Origin of the sequence: Chryseobacterium formosense, from assembly GCF_900116415.1 — a bacterium.
Taxonomy (GTDB): domain Bacteria; phylum Bacteroidota; class Bacteroidia; order Flavobacteriales; family Weeksellaceae; genus Chryseobacterium; species Chryseobacterium formosense.
Genome location: NZ_FPAP01000001.1, coordinates 1,248,526 through 1,265,415, shown reverse-complemented (window position 1 = coordinate 1,265,415; position 16,890 = coordinate 1,248,526). Strand labels below are relative to the sequence as shown.

Annotated in this window: 17 protein-coding genes; 9 read left to right on the top strand and 8 right to left on the bottom strand. The window is 32.8% G+C overall.

Annotation, left to right across the window (positions count from 1 at the left end):
• Positions 1-11: 11 nt before the first annotated feature.
• From BM371_RS05895 to BM371_RS05885, 3 genes are all read left to right on the top strand, one after another.
• Positions 12-422 carry a nuclear transport factor 2 family protein gene (locus BM371_RS05895; RefSeq protein WP_034676781.1) on the top strand — a complete coding sequence of 137 codons (411 nt, stop codon included), beginning with the start codon at positions 12-14 and terminating at the stop codon, positions 420-422.
• A gap of 71 nt (positions 423-493) precedes the next feature.
• Positions 494-1,066, top strand: a complete 573-nt coding sequence (locus BM371_RS05890; protein ID WP_034676779.1) for a TetR/AcrR family transcriptional regulator — start codon at positions 494-496, stop codon at positions 1,064-1,066.
• 11 nt (positions 1,067-1,077) lie between these two features.
• The gene (locus tag BM371_RS05885) at positions 1,078-1,728 is read left to right on the top strand and encodes an NAD-dependent epimerase/dehydratase family protein (RefSeq protein WP_034676777.1); all 651 of its coding nucleotides are present in this window, start codon (positions 1,078-1,080) and stop codon (positions 1,726-1,728) included.
• A 113-nt stretch (positions 1,729-1,841) separates the two neighbouring features.
• Here the strand turns inward: BM371_RS05885 and BM371_RS05880 are convergent, their stop codons facing one another.
• Entirely contained in the window at positions 1,842-2,114 is a 273-nt protein-coding gene (locus BM371_RS05880) for a hypothetical protein (RefSeq protein WP_034676775.1), read from the bottom strand.
• 931 nt (positions 2,115-3,045) lie between these two features.
• Between BM371_RS05880 and BM371_RS05875 the strand changes: the two genes are divergently transcribed.
• Both BM371_RS05875 and BM371_RS05870 read left to right on the top strand, forming a co-directional pair.
• Positions 3,046-3,642, top strand: coding sequence for a Crp/Fnr family transcriptional regulator (locus BM371_RS05875; RefSeq protein WP_051882794.1), 597 nt, complete (start codon positions 3,046-3,048; stop codon positions 3,640-3,642).
• A gap of 111 nt (positions 3,643-3,753) precedes the next feature.
• Entirely contained in the window at positions 3,754-4,326 is a 573-nt protein-coding gene (locus BM371_RS05870) for a YciE/YciF ferroxidase family protein (protein WP_034676773.1), read from the top strand.
• Between the two features lie 792 nt (positions 4,327-5,118).
• Here the strand turns inward: BM371_RS05870 and BM371_RS05865 are convergent.
• On the bottom strand, positions 5,119-5,751 hold the full coding sequence (locus BM371_RS05865; protein WP_034676771.1) for a hypothetical protein: 633 nt from the start codon (positions 5,749-5,751) through the stop codon (positions 5,119-5,121).
• A 160-nt stretch (positions 5,752-5,911) separates the two neighbouring features.
• Between BM371_RS05865 and BM371_RS05860 the strand changes: the two genes are divergently transcribed.
• Both BM371_RS05860 and BM371_RS05855 read left to right on the top strand, forming a co-directional pair.
• Entirely contained in the window at positions 5,912-6,457 is a 546-nt protein-coding gene (locus BM371_RS05860; RefSeq protein ID WP_228423573.1) for a Crp/Fnr family transcriptional regulator, read from the top strand.
• Positions 6,458-6,536: 79 nt separating this feature from the next.
• Entirely contained in the window at positions 6,537-7,271 is a 735-nt protein-coding gene (locus BM371_RS05855; RefSeq protein ID WP_034676767.1) for an SDR family NAD(P)-dependent oxidoreductase, read from the top strand.
• A 513-nt stretch (positions 7,272-7,784) separates the two neighbouring features.
• Here BM371_RS05855 and BM371_RS05850 read toward each other — a convergent pair.
• Positions 7,785-8,216 (bottom strand): fatty acid desaturase family protein, encoded by a 432-nt coding sequence (locus BM371_RS05850; protein WP_228376752.1) that lies wholly within the window; start codon positions 8,214-8,216, stop codon positions 7,785-7,787.
• 69 nt (positions 8,217-8,285) lie between these two features.
• Between BM371_RS05850 and BM371_RS05845 the strand changes: the two genes are divergently transcribed.
• Positions 8,286-9,104, top strand: a complete 819-nt coding sequence (locus tag BM371_RS05845; RefSeq protein WP_034676765.1) for a S41 family peptidase — start codon at positions 8,286-8,288, stop codon at positions 9,102-9,104.
• A 273-nt stretch (positions 9,105-9,377) separates the two neighbouring features.
• Here BM371_RS05845 and BM371_RS05840 read toward each other — a convergent pair whose 3' ends face one another.
• The 5 genes from BM371_RS05840 to BM371_RS05820 all read right to left on the bottom strand — a co-directional run bounded on the left by BM371_RS05840 (position 9,378) and on the right by BM371_RS05820 (position 13,375).
• Positions 9,378-10,262: a 3-keto-alpha-glucoside-1,2-lyase-like domain-containing protein gene (locus tag BM371_RS05840; protein WP_228376750.1), complete on the bottom strand. Its 885-nt coding sequence runs from the start codon at positions 10,260-10,262 to the stop codon at positions 9,378-9,380.
• Between the two features lie 16 nt (positions 10,263-10,278).
• Positions 10,279-11,148 carry an AraC family transcriptional regulator gene (locus BM371_RS05835; protein ID WP_034676763.1) on the bottom strand — a complete coding sequence of 290 codons (870 nt, stop codon included), beginning with the start codon at positions 11,146-11,148 and terminating at the stop codon, positions 10,279-10,281.
• Positions 11,149-11,397: 249 nt separating this feature from the next.
• Complete coding sequence (locus tag BM371_RS05830) at positions 11,398-11,781, bottom strand: hypothetical protein (protein ID WP_131430955.1); 384 nt, start codon at positions 11,779-11,781, stop codon at positions 11,398-11,400.
• Between the two features lie 889 nt (positions 11,782-12,670).
• Positions 12,671-13,153: a hypothetical protein gene (locus BM371_RS05825; RefSeq protein WP_051882793.1), complete on the bottom strand. Its 483-nt coding sequence runs from the start codon at positions 13,151-13,153 to the stop codon at positions 12,671-12,673.
• A gap of 3 nt (positions 13,154-13,156) precedes the next feature.
• Positions 13,157-13,375 carry a hypothetical protein gene (locus BM371_RS05820; protein ID WP_034676759.1) on the bottom strand — a complete coding sequence of 73 codons (219 nt, stop codon included), beginning with the start codon at positions 13,373-13,375 and terminating at the stop codon, positions 13,157-13,159.
• Between the two features lie 1,186 nt (positions 13,376-14,561).
• On the opposite strand from BM371_RS05820, the gene BM371_RS05815 reads away from it, so the two are divergent.
• Entirely contained in the window at positions 14,562-16,580 is a 2,019-nt protein-coding gene (locus BM371_RS05815; RefSeq protein ID WP_034676757.1) for a BCCT family transporter, read from the top strand.
• Positions 16,581-16,890 lie beyond the last annotated feature (310 nt).

The window sequence follows — 16,890 nt, the reverse complement described above, 5'->3', positions numbered from 1 at the left end:
AATTTTAAAATATGAAATCAAGAGAAATTGCAATACAGTATTTCGAAGCAATGGCAGCGGGAAAATTTGATGAAATGAATAAATTAAAGACTGTTGATTCTGTTTATTGGTTGAGTGGTGAGGGGTTATGGCCGTTTGGCGGATATCAGTCAGCAGAAAACCAGGCAAAACTATGGGAAATTGTAGCAGAAAGATTTCCTGAAGGGATGAAAATGACGTTGCAATCAGTTACGGCGGATGAAGAACGGGCAGCACTTTCTGTTCATATTCGTGGAACAAGAAAGGATGGTCGTATCTATAAAAACGATGTAATATTGCTTTTAACTTTTAAAGATAACTTAATAAGTGGGTTTTACGAATATCTTGATACCATTATGGTTAATGAACTATTTTGTCGTCCAATGGATAATATGAAGTATTAATAAATAATTTATAAGTACGATCGAAGTATAACTGCTTTTATACTTCGATCATATTTAAAAGAAAATAACTAATGGATAAAAAAGAAATATTACTTCAAACTGCTTTAAAATTATTTGTTTCTCAGGGCTTTAATGATACACCAACAAGTAGAATAGCAAAAGAGGCAGGCATAGCAACCGGAACTCTATTTTATTTTTTTCCAACCAAGGATGATCTGGTTTTGTCACTCTATTTAAGACTGAAAGAGTCAGCTGCCGAACATATCAATGCTGCACTCGCTAATGTAACATCTACAAAGGAAATGCTTAAAACCTATTATAAAGAGTCTCTAAAATGGTCACTTACTCATCAAAATGAGTTTTTATTTCTGGCGCAATTCACCAATTCGCCTTATTTAAAAAAGATTGGAAATGAAGAGATCAACAAACAGATTGCACCGGTTTTAAAGATATTTCATTCAGCTATCGAGCAACACCAGATAATCGATACTGATGTTTATTTATTATACATTTTAATTAGTAATCATGTATTTGGTGCAAATCAATATCTTTTATCAGCAAAATTTACCAAAAAAGCGCAGCAAACCATCATTGAGGACACATTCTGTATGTTTTGGAAGATGATTGAACTCAGGGTGAAATAAAAAATTAGAGTATGAAGATAATAATTACCGGAGCAACAGGAATGATCGGTGAAGGCGTTCTTTTGACCACTCTAAAACACCCTGATATTACGGAAGTATTAATGGTCAATAGAAGAGCTTCTCCTCTAAGGCACCCAAAACTTACTGAACTGATAGTAAAGGATTTTACAAATTTGGAGGCGTTCAACGATTGGCTGACTGCTTATGATGGCTGTTTCTTCTGTGCTGGGATAAGCTCATTTGGTATGAGTGAGGATAAATATAATCATATCACTTTTTATACAACAATGATGTTTGCAAAAGCGCTTGCGAACTTGAATGCTGATATGATCTTCTTTTACTTATCAGGCGTTTACGCCGATAGCTCGGAAAATGGAAGAGTTATGTGGGCAAGAATAAAAGGCAAAACAGAGAACGCGTTAAACAAACTAAATTTTAGAGCATCATACAGTTTCCGACCAGGCTTCATCATTCCATTAAAAGCGCAACAGAATGTGAGTTTAATTTATAAGGGAATTAATCTTATCTATCCGTTGGTATTTCCAAAGCAAACTTTGAGCTATGATGAACTTGTAAATGGACTAATCCAGACATTGGCAATTGGATACGAAAAAAAAATTCTAGAAATTGAAGATTTAAAATTAATTGGCAATCAAAAATAACTTAGCGCTTAAAGTTCAAGGTAATCAACTACTGAATATTTATCATAGTTTATGAGATTCATTGATAGTTATAGTGAGTTTTAAAGTCAAAAAATAAATTATAATTCTTATAACTAATTTATTTCATCCTCTCTGCCTTGTATTGCACTATTTAAAATCTGCTCAGCTTCCGAGAAAAATGTGTTAACTGATATTTCAAAACCATTTTGCATGAAAAATGTAACCTGCCCACCAGTATTGTGACTTAAAAAAATAACATTACAAGCGTTAATTAGAACTGGCTTACCTAATACTTTTGCACCTTCTAAAGAATTTGGTCTTTTAATACTTACAATAATTGTCTGTTTAAGATAAATTAAACCACTAGTAGTGCATTTTAACTTCATATGACATATTTATAATTTATATCGAACAAGGTAAGTATAAATCCTAATATTCTAAAAATATTGAATCGTTTATTGAGGCTCTAAAGGAGTTGTCTTCTATGATAGTATTCTTTAGTAAAAAAGTTACTTTTAATTATATCTATGCTAAAGATTATGAAATGCTAAAATATTCTACTTCGTAAAAAGTTTCTCTGCTTGGATTAAAGAAAGCAATTTTTTTGAAATTTCGGATTTTGATACAATTTCTTTAGCAAACTTTTTCAAATGCATCTTCCGATACCCAAGTTGCGTAATTAATTACCTTGGATTTATCTTCGCTACTAAGAATACGAGAAGATATAAACCCTGGAGTTACACTTACTTCTTCTTTAAAAAAAGCTTTTCATAAGCGAGTAAAGGTTTTCAAAATCCTTTATTTCTATTTCGAAACGTACAATAACATACTATTTATTTTCATTATTTATCATTTAGGAGTTTAGAAATCGTTTTTTGAAGTTTCTCTTCTCAATGCCAATTAACATAATGTCAATTATAAACTTACTCTTAAACATTTATTGTGGAAGCAGTTTACTGCTAATTTACAAAACTATCATAAACATATTCAAATTTAAATAATTCATATTATGATTTGAAACATATAACTATTTAACTTAAATGTGTAAATTTATCAAATACTTAATGTTAACGATTTAACATCTCGTCACTGTTCTAATTAAGGAGCAATGGCAATCATATAATAGAAGTCGTCTCGTACATATAAACGAAAGAGACACTACACTTGATCTTCATGACCCGCTTTATACTTTCTCTTTAGATTGTTGCCATCATCATTCGGTAACATACAGCACGCTACGATTTCCGTACTAATCTGATGATTTAATGATAGATTTATACAGCAATTCGAACTACACCCATCATAAAAAATTATATTATGTCTATCAAAGAAGAACTTCTGCACTCCATGGGAGCGACAGAAGAAGATTATAATCCCGGAGATTATATATTTCGTGAAAGAGGCAGCCCGCAGTTCTACTATCAGGTAGTAACAGGCGATGTGAAACTCAACAATTACAACACTGACGGTAAAGAATTCATTCAAAATATCCTAACTTCTAAAGATGCTGTTGGTGAATCCATGCTTTTTACCGAAAAGGCCTATCCTATGAATGCAATTGCTCTGACGCAGTGTATCATTATCAAGGTTTGTAAAACGTCTTTACTATCGTTTTTGGCAGTAAATCCTGAAATCTATCTAAATATTTGTAAATCACTCGCCGAGCGGCTTTACCGAAAATTTGTTCTGATGCAAAAAATATCGAGTCATAATGCTGCGGAAAGATTAACAGAGGTTCTCGTAATGATGAAAAAGGAGCAAGAAAACCAAGCACGCTATACATTTGAAGTACCGCTTACGAGACAACAATTAGCTTCACTCACAGGACTCTGCGTGGAAACTACCATCAGAACAATTAAAAAATTAGAGCGAGAAAAAAAGCTCCAAATTAAAAATCGTAAAATCATGTTTTAAATGTATCGGAATAATATATTCGTATTACTATAAATTTATAAGATTACTTTTAATTATCGATCATGGCTTGATTTTAGTATTAAATTGACAAACCAAATCAAATAAATTATTATGGCAACTGCAAAACAGTCTAAAACAACAGACACAAAAGAAACAAAAACTGCAAAGGGTCAAACAAAACCATCAAATGATGCAGCAGAAAACTTAAGAGAATTTTTAGTAGATGGCTTAAAAGACATTTACTGGGCTGAAAAGCATCTATCAAAAGCATTGCTCAAAATGGAAAAAAATGCTACTTCGACGAAACTTAAAGATTCAATTAACAATCACAAAAACGAAACAGACGAACAAATTAACCGTCTAGAGCAGGTTTTTGAAGCGTTAGGAGAAAAAGCAAAAGCTGAAAAATGTGATGCCATGGAAGGATTAATAAAGGAAGGTGAAAGTATCATGGAAGAAACTGAACCAGGTGCTGTAAGAGATGCAGGAATTATTGCAGCAGCCCAAAAAGTAGAGCATTACGAAATAGCATCATATGGAACCCTGATTTCTTATTGCGAATTATTAGGGGAAACAGAAGCGATGGGAATACTACAACAAACGTTAGATGAAGAGAAAAATTGTGATACTCTTTTAACCAAATTAGCAGTTTCAGAAATAAATCTGCAAGCTTCTAAAGAGTAACACAATTCGATATCCAGCTTATGAAAAGACTTGAAATAATTCAAGTCTTTTTTTTATATTATAATGGCAGATGTCGTCATCTTTACTTTATAAGTTTTTTTTCCTTACTAACATCATTAATTTATGAACTAAATATTCACTTAACACTTCATTTTCATCCTCATTGTTCTGATCGAAATTATAATCATTCAATATGATATAGAGGTTTCCAATGGTCAGTTAATATTTAATTGCACCTAATTTTAAAATCAATAGAACTATCATGATTCACAACTTTCTTCAAAAGTCATAACGATAAAGCTACGAATAATAACTGTAAATTAAAGATTCTACCAAATACTGACTTCATCGTTTTTTAAGAATAAATATTTTTAAACACCGCAATTTTGTTAATTTAAAATCCCTTAAAGTTAATTCAGATTAAACAGGCAATCGAGATTTAGAAATTTTGCAAGTGACCAATTCTCAGGTTGAAGAGTTTTTATCCAATTACAGCATGTTTATAGTATTACTTGATGAAATTACACACATTACTCTTTTAAAAAGCTTTCTTTAATAGATTCAAAATTAAATCCGGTGCGTTTTGTAGATTTTTTTTTGAGATTATTTTATTTGTTATTAATGACGAAATTTTAGAGAGGGATCTGCTGTCTTCAACTAAATTTAATCTATATTAAGCGTAACTAATTTTTAATGAAACAAATTAAGAGAAAATATAGAGAAAAATACTTTTGCCTACTTAATTCGAGTATTTCAATGACAATGTGCGAAATATTCTTTTATTAAGTATATTTATTCAATAATACTTCTAAAATATCCTTTGGAGGTAAAAATTGAATCAGTTGGGTTGAATTTTATTTGCAATTCTATTTTCCCAAAAATACTATCTCCTTTTTTATATTGAGATTTATTTAGTGTCAATTTTTGTTTTTTTAAAGTGTATCTGTCAAATTTGAGGAAATCAAACATACTTTTGTTGTCGTTGTAAGATTCAATTGATGTATAAGAGAAATTTCTGTATTTAAGTATATGTACATTTACTCCTGAAAATCCATCTCCACTGTTAAAAGTCATAGAATAAATGTTTTCAGAATTTGGACTTTTATGTACGTCGAAATTGAAATTTACTGTGTCATCCTCTTTTTCAAAAATTTCAAAATCTGTTCTTACTTTTGCAGAATCAAACATTATAAAAGCCTGATCAAAAACTTTGGAATTAAGATTATTTATTCCGCTCGAATTTTCAAGGTTTTCATCAATATTTATGTTATTGCATTTTGAAAAAAAGTAACCAATTACAAGAATTGAAAGGGATATAATTGTCAAGAAAGCATATTTTATAATTTTCTTCATTTTATTTACTTTGAATTTTTTTATTGTTTTTGAAACTTTAGATTTATTTAATAGTAAACTCAATACTTCCAATTTGACGTAGCTTTAATGCTTCCATCTTTTTTATTACCTTAGTGAAGTTTGTTTGGATAAAATTTCTGCTAATTTTCAAATTTACGCATCCGTCAATCTATTTGTGTCGTTTTTTGAGATTTGATAACTTTGCGAAATGAGTGAATTTATAAATTTCCTGTTGCAATTTGGAAACCTCAGCCAGCAAGAAATTCAATTAATCAAAGATAAAGCAAAAAATTTAGAACTTGAAAAAGGTGACTATTTTTGGGAAACAGGAAGAAATTCAAAATACGTTGGCTTTCTTGTAGAGGGAATTCTGCGGGTTTATAACGACAACGATAAGGGAGATGAAATCACTCATTACTTTGTGGAAAAAAACCATTGGCTCTCAGATTGGGATAATCCCGATAAAAGTTCCACTCCCATTGCAAATCTGCAAGCGATTACAAACTGCTCATTCATTGTTTTTTTTAAAAAAGATTGGAACGGGATATTACAATCTGTTTCCGGATTAAATGACATCATTCAAAAAATAATTATCAGGCATAAATCGGAAAAATTGGAAAGAAGGAGTTCCCTAATTGCAAGAAATACTACCGAACGATATTTGTCTTTCATAAAACATTATCCAAATATGGTCAATCGTATCCCTTTGTCTTATGTAGCATCTTACCTAGGAATGAAACAGCCATCCTTAAGCAGAGTAAGAAAAAGCATTCGCTGATCACTTTTTCACAAATGTGAAAAGATTTTATTTTTTGTTGATCCAAATTTGCACTATTAAATTTTTAAATCAATAAAAAATGAAAAAAGTATTTATTACAGGAGCCAATAAAGGAATTGGATTTGCTACCGCAAGACAACTTCTTCAAAAAGGCTTTTATGTGTATCTCGGATGTCGCAGTGAGGAACGGGGTATAGAGGCGTTGGAGCGATTAAAATCAGAGGGGTTAATACACTGTGAAGTTGTATTCATTGATATTACAGATGATGTGTCTGTGAAAAATGCCCGAATCTGGCTTGGTAAAAAAACAGAGAGATTGGATGTATTGATCAATAATGTCGGCATTACCGGAGGTATACCACAAGATGCCCTTAATGCCACAATTTCAGAGTTTAAAAAAGTTCTAAATACTAATCTATTCGGAACCCTAAGTGTCGTTCAGGCCTTTACAAACCTATTGGAAAAATCAGAGCAACCACACATTATTAATATCAGTTCAAGTATTGGATCACTGACACTCCATGGAGATAGGAACTGGAAATATTACGATAATGCCAATCTTTTTATGGTATATGCAGTATCTAAAGCTGCGCTGAATATGTATTCAATTTCTCTTGGCAACCAACTCCCGAAATTTCGGGTTCACCTGATTGATCCGGGATTTATAAAAACTGACCTTACCAATAATCAGGGCACCGGTACGCCTGATGAAGCGGCGAATACAATTGTTCATACCGTTCTCAATAAAAACATACCTACAAAAAAGTTTATAAGCGAAGACCATGATCCTGAAAAACATGAATGCCCATGGTAAAAGGTGGATAAGGCTGTATTACTCAAAAATAATCCCGGCTGGCTTCGGGATTATTTTTAAGAATAATCATCTCGTTTCGCTCTTCTAATCACCATTATTAGAAAACCTAGATCACTTAAAGCTTAAAATTAATTAGAAGTCATCATTAATTTTAAGCATCTAAGATTTAAGATTATATCAAGCACTGACTTTTCACCTTCGTTACCAAGTATCAAGTTCAATGTAAGTATTTGCCTTTGAAGCTATCCGATTTTCTATGGCAAATATATTCCGTTGTCCTGCTGAAAAAATATTTTTGGGTATCCGGAAAGCATAGCTTTTCAGACCTTCCGCAAAAATATTCAAGCTTTCGGCTAAAACCTTACTTCATGTTTAATCATTTCATAGGTTGGCAATAATAAATCAAAATTTTCAATGATGGTACAAATTATGTTTTCTTCTGATAATCTAGGATCATCTGGTGAAAAATCGATTCCTATCGTAAAATAGTGTTGTAATCATCATGTACTTCGGTTAATTAACGGCGGACTCTTTACCAAATTTTTTCAGCGTTAGAAAATGGGAGCGTAGTGCGGATAAAAAGCTCTTATTTTCAATATAAGGCAAATTAAACTCCATCGCTGTTTTCTTTACAATGACGGAAATATCACCATAGTGTATATGACACACTTTAGGAAACAGATGATGCTCGATCTGCCTGTTCAGTCCGCCAAGGAAAAATGCTGCAACCTTATTATGTGTTGCAAAATTCGCTGTTGTACGCATTTGGTGCTCTGCCCAAGCTTCTTCGATCTGTCCGGATTCATTAGACACTGGGAAATGGGTACCTTCAACAACATGGGCGAGCTGAAAGACAAGTCCCATCGTCAAACCTTCGGCAATATGTAAAAGCAGAAAGCCAATCAAAAACTGCCACCAACTTACATCCAAAACCAATAGTGGCAAAACAATAAAAAGAAAGTAGTAGAATCAAAGCTTAATTGGGATGAAATATTTGATAAAACTCTCACTGAAGTGTCTAAAGCTAAAACGATAAAAGAGACTTATCCTATTATCAAAAATGCTTTAAGTTCGTTGAACGATTCTCATTCTAATTTTTATCCTGAAGATGTGGTTAAAGCCTATACATTAGGATACAAAGCGACAGGTCAGGAGTTTCCGGTTATTAGGAGTGAAATGCTAGAATACAAATATGCTTACATCAGTTTACCAGATATTGGTTCGTTCAATAAAGATGACTGGAACTTGTACATCAATACTTTTTATGCCAAAGTGAATGATTTGCAAAAACGTAAGCCTAAAGGCTGGATTATTGACTTGAGGGAAAATTTTGGAGGCATGCTTTATCCGATGTATGCTGCAATTGCTCCTTTTTTAGACGATAAAAATATAGTTGGTACAAAAGATGCGGAAGGAAAAATTGAATATTACAATTACAAAGACGCTAAGTTCTATGAAGGTTCAACAGCTACACAAATGTTCCAATTAATACATAAAGAGCCAAAATCGGTAAAAAGACCTGTAGCTGTATTGGTCGATAAGGTGACAGGAAGTTCGGGAGAATTTATAACCGCTGCATTTGTCAGTCAAAAAAATGTAAAAATTATTGGCACAAATACTCAGGGTTTAACTTCCGGAAACCAGGAATATAAGTTATCTGACGGATCTTATCTTGTTCTTACTACTGGCAATATAGTTGACAGAACAGGAAAGGAATACGCTAAAATTGGCGAAGGAATTCCCCCTGATATCATCATTGAAAAATCAACAGACAAAGTAAAAACAAATGAAAACTATCTGAAAGAAGCGTTTAAGTATATTGATGGTAAATGAAAAAAAATAGAAATCAATCTTCATTCCTAAAACAAAATTTCTTTAGAGATATGCTGTAAAAAAGAATTATTGGAAATATCAAAGAGAATCCTCGTAATAGCATATCCTATTGATTTTAGAAAAAAAATATTGTATATTTAATTAAATATTTCATATGGTGAGATATTATTTAAAAGGAAAATGACTGTGTGGGGATTATTCACACCCTGTCACGAAGAAATTCCGTAATCCCAACTTAAAACCAGTGGCACTGCCAGATCGAACCCTTATATATCAATTTGATGGGGTGATTTTCAGATTGCGGAAATAACCATCTGTGCCTGCATCAACAAATAATCCTACAGCCCCAGATCGATCTGCTCCTTGTTTGAGATCATTCACAATAAGGGATGGATATTTGTCTTTGTTTAAAAAAAGTTTAGCCTGATTGCCTTTGATCTCAATTTTCATTCTTATCCATTCATTCAGACCCATATCAGCATATGACTCATATTTCTCGGGATTCTCCTTTCTCAGACGGTCATATTTATAATCAGGGTACGAAAAGTATTGAATGGAGTGGTTGCGTCTTACCTGATCTTCAGCTCTCCCATTAGTTGGACGTAAATATATAGATTCAAATTTGGAATTCATGTCATTGATCCTGAATGCCAATCCGATAAACCCACGGCCTGTTGGAGAAGCCGTAGGAAGAAGCCGGCTTAGAACTTCTACCTCGATAATGCCATTTTTAAAATTGGTATTCTTGATCCGTACAAATGTAGGTTCGTCCGCTTCTTTCACAGTAGAATCTTTTACGACTCTAACAATACTTTCCCCATGCAAATCATCGATTTCCATATAAACGTTATTGGGTACAAGGTTGCTGCCGTCTAAATTTATCTTTTGGCTGTATGCACTGTTTGCGGCAAAAAGAAATAGAAACAAAATTATTTTTATATTTTTCATTTTATATAAAACACATTTAAAAGGGTCTTTTAACGGTTGGGCTTTTATTCCGAAATTGGTATCATTTCCGGTTCGGTGATCAACATATAATTGCTTTGCCTTTATCCAAAACAGGTTCATGACGAAGAATAAAAGGACAAATGTTGCAGGTTTTATCATATTATTTTTTTCTGTAAAAATAGAAACATTCATATCCTGCAAAAAGGTCATTTTATCTTTAAAGTTGTCATTTTATACTCTTTCTGTACTGCTGTGGCGTGAGGTGGGTAATTTTTTTGAAAAAACGGTTGAAATTGGAAGGATCAGAGAATCCTAGTTCATAGCAGATCTCCTTTGCGGATTTATTCTGATGCAACTGTTTCTTTATTTCTGAAACCAGCTTATGATGGATCATTTGTTGCGCTGACAATCCGCTGAACTGCCTGCAGATCTTATTAAGAAATCCCGGACTTACATTAAGCATTCTGGTATAGCCTTCAACGGTCTGGTCCTGTAAGATTCTTTTTTCCAGCAACGAACGGAATCTATAGAAATCCGCATGAATATACGTATCCCGTTGAACATGGTATATACCTGCATAATAGCGGTTGAGAATGATAAGCAGCTGATATAGAAGTGACCTGATCATATGATTGCTGTCATTCTGAATCTGTCCGAACTCCTGTTCTATCTCCTGTAAAAGTTGCAGGCATTTCCCGAATGATGTTTCATCGATCTGCATTTCAACGGGATGTGAATACTGATGGAAGTACTGAAACCGATAGAGAAACAGCTCGTCAGAAAAAAAGAGATGGAGAAAATCTTTTTCAAAGAACAGCGTGTAGCCTTTTACCTCTTCCTCAATTTCCCAGCGGCGAACCTGTCCGGGACTGGTAAAAATTATGGTTCTCGGATGTATTGAAACTTTATTTTCATCCAGTGCTACTGTACCGGCTCCTTCTCTGATGAAAATAATTTCGTAAAAACTAAGTTGATGCAATGTGCTGTCTAATACATAATTTTTCAACGTTTCAATACGGCCGATATCCAATAACAGCTCTGAACCATATTTAAAGGGCAGAAAATGATAGGTTTTAACTTGGGGGATCGATGCCATCTTCTACGATTTCTTTACAACATAATAAACGTTAAAAGTACAAATTTTTGTTCATGAATCATTAGCTGCTATCAAGACTTATTAATAATTGTGCTGCAGGCCTGGGCTATGACGATCCTGCCTAGGCACAAAAAGTAAGCACTTAGGTCAGAATGCATAGCCGAAAACTATATGATATCTTGTTTATTTCAACAGTTTTTAGTTTTCCAGTTTTAACATCTTTCAAGTGAAGAACTGCTGATTTTTTATTTACTTTATTGCTAGATCTAAATATTTCGCAAAATCTAAATTTTGAAAATCAATATCGTCAAATTTTAAGATCTGATCGCCAATATTTTTTTTGTCCTTTACCGTTTTATCCCAAATAATACCAACTCCTAGTTTCTCATTTTCAACAATGGGATCAACTGTCCATATTCTTTTTTTTACCTCCACTTCGGAAAGATTTCCCAAAGGTTCGATATAGAGCTTTTTGTTTTTATAATCCAACGTTACCTTCCCATAATTCAGGGTCTCAGAGCCAAATCTTGAGGTATTGGCATATTTTGTTTTTGCCGTCACATCATGTAATTTCAAATTATTTACTTCCAGTTCTGGAATATTAACAATGCAAATCTTTGATGTATCAGCCATTCCGTGCAATCCCATTGAATAAGATCCTTCACTTTCTGCCAGTTTTTGAAAAATATCCAGCTGTCCTGAAATTTGTTTTTAGGCATCAATAGACAACATGAAGAAATATCTGTTCTTAGATCCAAGGTATTAGTACTCATATCTTCTAAATACCAAAATTTTGCAGTATTAAATTAAACGAAAACCTTTGTCTTTACAGACAATCTGATTTTCTATAGCGAATATATTCCGTTGTCTCTGCGGAAAAAAATCTTTGTGGGTATCCGTAATTAGGGATTACAAAACCTCCGCAGAAAGATTTCAAGCTTTATCAATGTGCTTTCTTATTGTTTTCATGGAATTGATTGCAGTTTTCTTTGTGTCTGCCTGAATGGTAATCTGCATAGAAAAGTCAGAAGCCTCATAAGATGCAAATGCAGTTCATTGAAATTTTGATCCTTTATTAATTGTCAGGGGATTCGATACTAAAAAAATAATATCAGAATAATGAAAAGTTTATTTTAGTATTATTTAAATTTTTTGCGTGAGTATACAGCGGATTAAGTACAAATTACAGATTGATTTTTTAAAGCCCAGTGAACTAACATATTGATTTAATGTACCTAATTTTTATGCGAAATTTACCTGTTCTAAAATTAATTGTTCTTTATTGTTAATCTTAGAGTTATTATTTGTCTAATTTTTGGGAGACTTACAAATGTGTAGCGAATCTATTGTTATAGCACATCCAAGAACTAAAAGAGAACGACAGACAACACGTCTTCGCTCTCCTTGATGCCTTTCTTAAGCAAACTAAACTGCAATCTATAATGTAAAATATAAAAGCCACTCGCTCGAGTGGCCCTTGTTATACAGATACGAGTGAGACACTCACACCAGCGAAGGATTTTTAAGGTCTTGTAATTTTCACACCATAAATGCGATTTAAATCTATAGAAACGTAATCAAATTTTGATTCTAATAATTTCTTATTCTTAGAAACAACTCTTACCCCTCTTTCAATATCATATTTTTCTAACATTCCATATCTATACATCAAAATATCATTTGGAGAAAAAACATTAATACTTGGTATTAAATTATTTTTCTCAAAATCATTATAAATTGATATATCGGTATATCCCTTATTTATAGGATTAAATATAAATCCTATGTAATTTCGGTAATTCTTTGTTTGAATGTAGTTTTTTGAGGGCTTAAATGGAGAATAATATTTCCCAGGAATGATGTAACAATTATTTCCAACTCTTTGCCATACTGTAAAAACTTTTTTGCCATCAGAACTCTTAATGAAATATCTTTTATAGTCTAATTGGTAGTAAACAACTAATAGAAAGGCAGATACGAGTATGACAATCTTTTTATTTCTCATTTTTTAAAATTTAGAATTATTATAAATGTTATCAAGCCTTCTTACCTCTTTGTTATTACTATCAAGACTATTTCTTTGATTGTAAATTTTAATCCCTTGATTATATCCTTGTTTCTGAGCCTGAGTACTTTGTCGTCCTTCTCCAGTAACCACATTTCCTTTCAGTATAGACTTACCAATTTCCAAGCCATCAAAACCAATTCTAGCTTCGGACCAAGACAAACCTTTTAATCCAGCAATATAACCAGCGCTGTAATTTCCAGCATCTCTTGCAGAAGCAAAAACTAATGTTCCGTCAGATTTTTTACCAGCAATTTTATTAAAAATTTTTCAAGTTCGGGAGGTAGCTTGACCACTTTAAGGGAGAAGTCACCTATATTAGTGATTTTTCCTTATAGTAAATTGATATTAAAACATAGTTTTTAATAATCAGATCTACCAACTGGTATGCAAAATCCCAAATACTCCTGACTTCGTCATCTGTTGGATTTAAGCCAGATTCCGTCAGAATCTTTTTAGATCTTTGCGAAGGAAATTTCTTTTAAAGTATTAGGCATAAAGTCTATAATTCTATCCTTCGATCTATTTTTCTTATCGTTTCTTTGTGAATAAATTTATACATAATCACTCATCATATTCTATTTATTATGAATGCGGTAATTTCAAACTACAGCTTAAATTACAGTGCTACTGGACAGTCTGAAAATATACCAGTTATTGGTAATGCTTGTCTTAAAGTGTCTTTTTGATAAAGATCAATTGCTTAATTGCAGTTTATAAGATAATTGTAATCTTTTTTAGAACAGAGTAATCTTTAGTTAGATTGATCGTTCATATACAAGATCCAAAGAAACAACGGATAGATCTGATTACTAATAAAGAATTTTGAAATTTTAAAAAAGTAAGTAATCATTTTTGAAAGCAAGGTGAGCATATCTTCAAACGCTTTTTTTGATGATTTGATTCGATCAAATCAAATTAGAAATCAAATTTAAACCCTCATTATATCAAACAAATCTTAATGCAATTTAATTTCAAAAATGTTAGCAATTAGCATAGTAGTAATAGGTCTTAATCGGCTGTTAGGATCCTGTATTCATAAAATAAGAAATATTTGGTGTGAGAATTAGAAAGAATTTCACAGTTATCAGGCTTAAATTCCTAAACTCTTTATAGATCATTTTTCTTTTTTCGGCAAAACATAAGTTGTATTATCGTCCAAATATTTTTAATAGCGAAAAAATAATCTGCTAATCTTTGACTATTAAAAATCTTTATGAAGATTGTAAAAGAATAGGAGAAGTGTAAAGAGAAATGTTGCAATACTTACGAGTCTTAGAGAATGTGCTTAAGGCCTCACTATTTTAAAAGCTGTATATTTGAAAGTACGCTAACAATTTCTTTTTGTATGAATTCATCCAAACTCACATCAAAAATCAGATTTACATTCGCTAAAGGGGTCACCATACCCAGTTTAATATTTATAGTGGGGATATGTCTTTTCTCAGTATTGTTTCCTGTTGAGATCAAGGCTGTTTTAAATGTGATAAAGAATTTTATTTTTGTAAATCTCAACTGGATCTATGTATGGTGCGTAACAATATTTGTGATTTTTCTAGTATTTCTGATGTTTAGCAAGTATGGAAAAATCAGATTAGGTACCAATGACAGTAAACCTGAACATTCTTTTTTTTCATGGATCTCCATGCTTTTTGCTGCTGGGATGGGAATAGGACTGATGTACTTCAGCGTTGCAGAACCTATGCAGCATTATTCTACAGATGCTTTTTCTGAAAGTCATATTATCAGCAGGGCAAAAAACGCACAACTTTACACCTTCTTCCACTGGGGAATTCATGCATGGGCAATTTATGGTCTCGTAGGTCTCTGTTTAGCATATTTTACCTATCGTTACAGACTTCCTTTGTCACTCCGCAGTTGCCTGTATCCATTGTTAAAGGACAGAATTAAAGGTAAATGGGGCGATGTGATTGATATATTTGCTTTATGCAGTACCTTTTTCGGTATTACAACAACGCTGGGATTTGGGGTTGTGCAAATTAATTCAGGATTAGAAACGATGAAAATTTTGCCTGAGACGGGATTCACCTATCAGATATTAATTGTTCTAGTCTTAGTATCTATTGCTGTTTTCTCAGCGACATCAGGAGTTAATAAGGGAGTTAAGATTTTAAGTAATATCAACGTTGTTATCGTAATTATCCTTCTTTTATTTGTCTTGTTTTTGGGACCTACCGTTTATCTGATTGGAAGTTTCACCTATGGCCTGGGAAATTATATCAATAATTTTTTTGACCTGACTTTCAACACCCACGTTTATGAGCAGAAAACACTCCCTTGGTTTTATAACTGGACCATTCTTTATTGGGCATGGTGGATTTCCTGGTCACCTTTTGTAGGACTATTCATTGCTAAAATCTCTAAAGGAAGGAGTATACGTGAATTCATTGCCGCTGTTTTGATCATTCCCACATTATTCAATTTTATCTGGATGTCGGTATTTGGAAACAGTGCGATCTGGTTTGACTTCAACGTGGCGAATGGTGCACTGAGTGCCTTGGTTTCTGATCCGGATGCTTTGATGTTCAGGTTTTTAGAATATTTGCCACTTTCCAAAGTTTTAAGTTTTATCGTTCTTGCAATAATAATCATCTTTTTCGTTACTTCAGCAGATTCAGGAATGCTGGTAATGGACAGTATATCCTCTAAAAATTCAAGTAAGTCACCTAAAATCCAAATGGTATTCTGGGGAATACTTCTGGCTACCTTAGCTCTTATGCTGCTTAATGCAGGCGGCCTTGAAGCATTGCAGACGATGACACTTATCACTGCGCTGCCGTTTGCGGTCATTATGATTTTATTTGTTGTCTCGTTGATGAAGGCTCTTGCCATCGATTACCGATACTACGAAAAAGGACTTTCGGTTTCTACAGTACCATGGTCTGGTGAATTCTGGAAAGAACGGCTAAAAAAAATTGTTTCTTTTAAAACGAAAGACTCCGTGAAAACGTTTATGGACAACCAGGTCTTGCCTGCTTTCACAGAATTAAAGGAAGAATTTTTATTAAATGGAATTGCTGTTGAGATCAATCACATACCGGAAGATTTAAGGATCTATTTAGAGATCCATCATGATGTGGTCAATAATTTTATCTATGGCGTGATAGGGCAGAAAAGAATTGTTTCTGATTATATGGTGGACGATGAAAACTTACCTGATTTGGACAGTAACTTGACTTATTTTCCTAAAACATATTTTGGTGATTCACGTGAAGGATACGATGTCCAGTACTTTACCAAAAATGAACTGATCAGCGATGTACTAAAACACTATGACCGCTTCCTTAAGATAGTTGCTGAAGAGTCAAACGAAATGTTTATAAGCAGCGACAATAATTCTCAATAGACTTAATACTTTAATCCAGGTTTCAACCAATCGGATTTCGGTTCACTTAAAAAAGACAAATATTTTAAAAACCATTCAATATAATTCCGGATTGGATAGTTAATCTTAATTAGTTATAAGAAGATTTAGTGATTATATGGCATTTTCGATTGATGATGTCTCCCATAAAACATTCAAAATAAGATCATACAACATTTATTATCAAGCATTTCTTGTTATAATCAGGCTGATGTTACTATTTTCATATTTTGTGAAAGCCATTTTCGAAATTTATGATTATGATAAACTGATTCAGAAAAGTTACTTATCA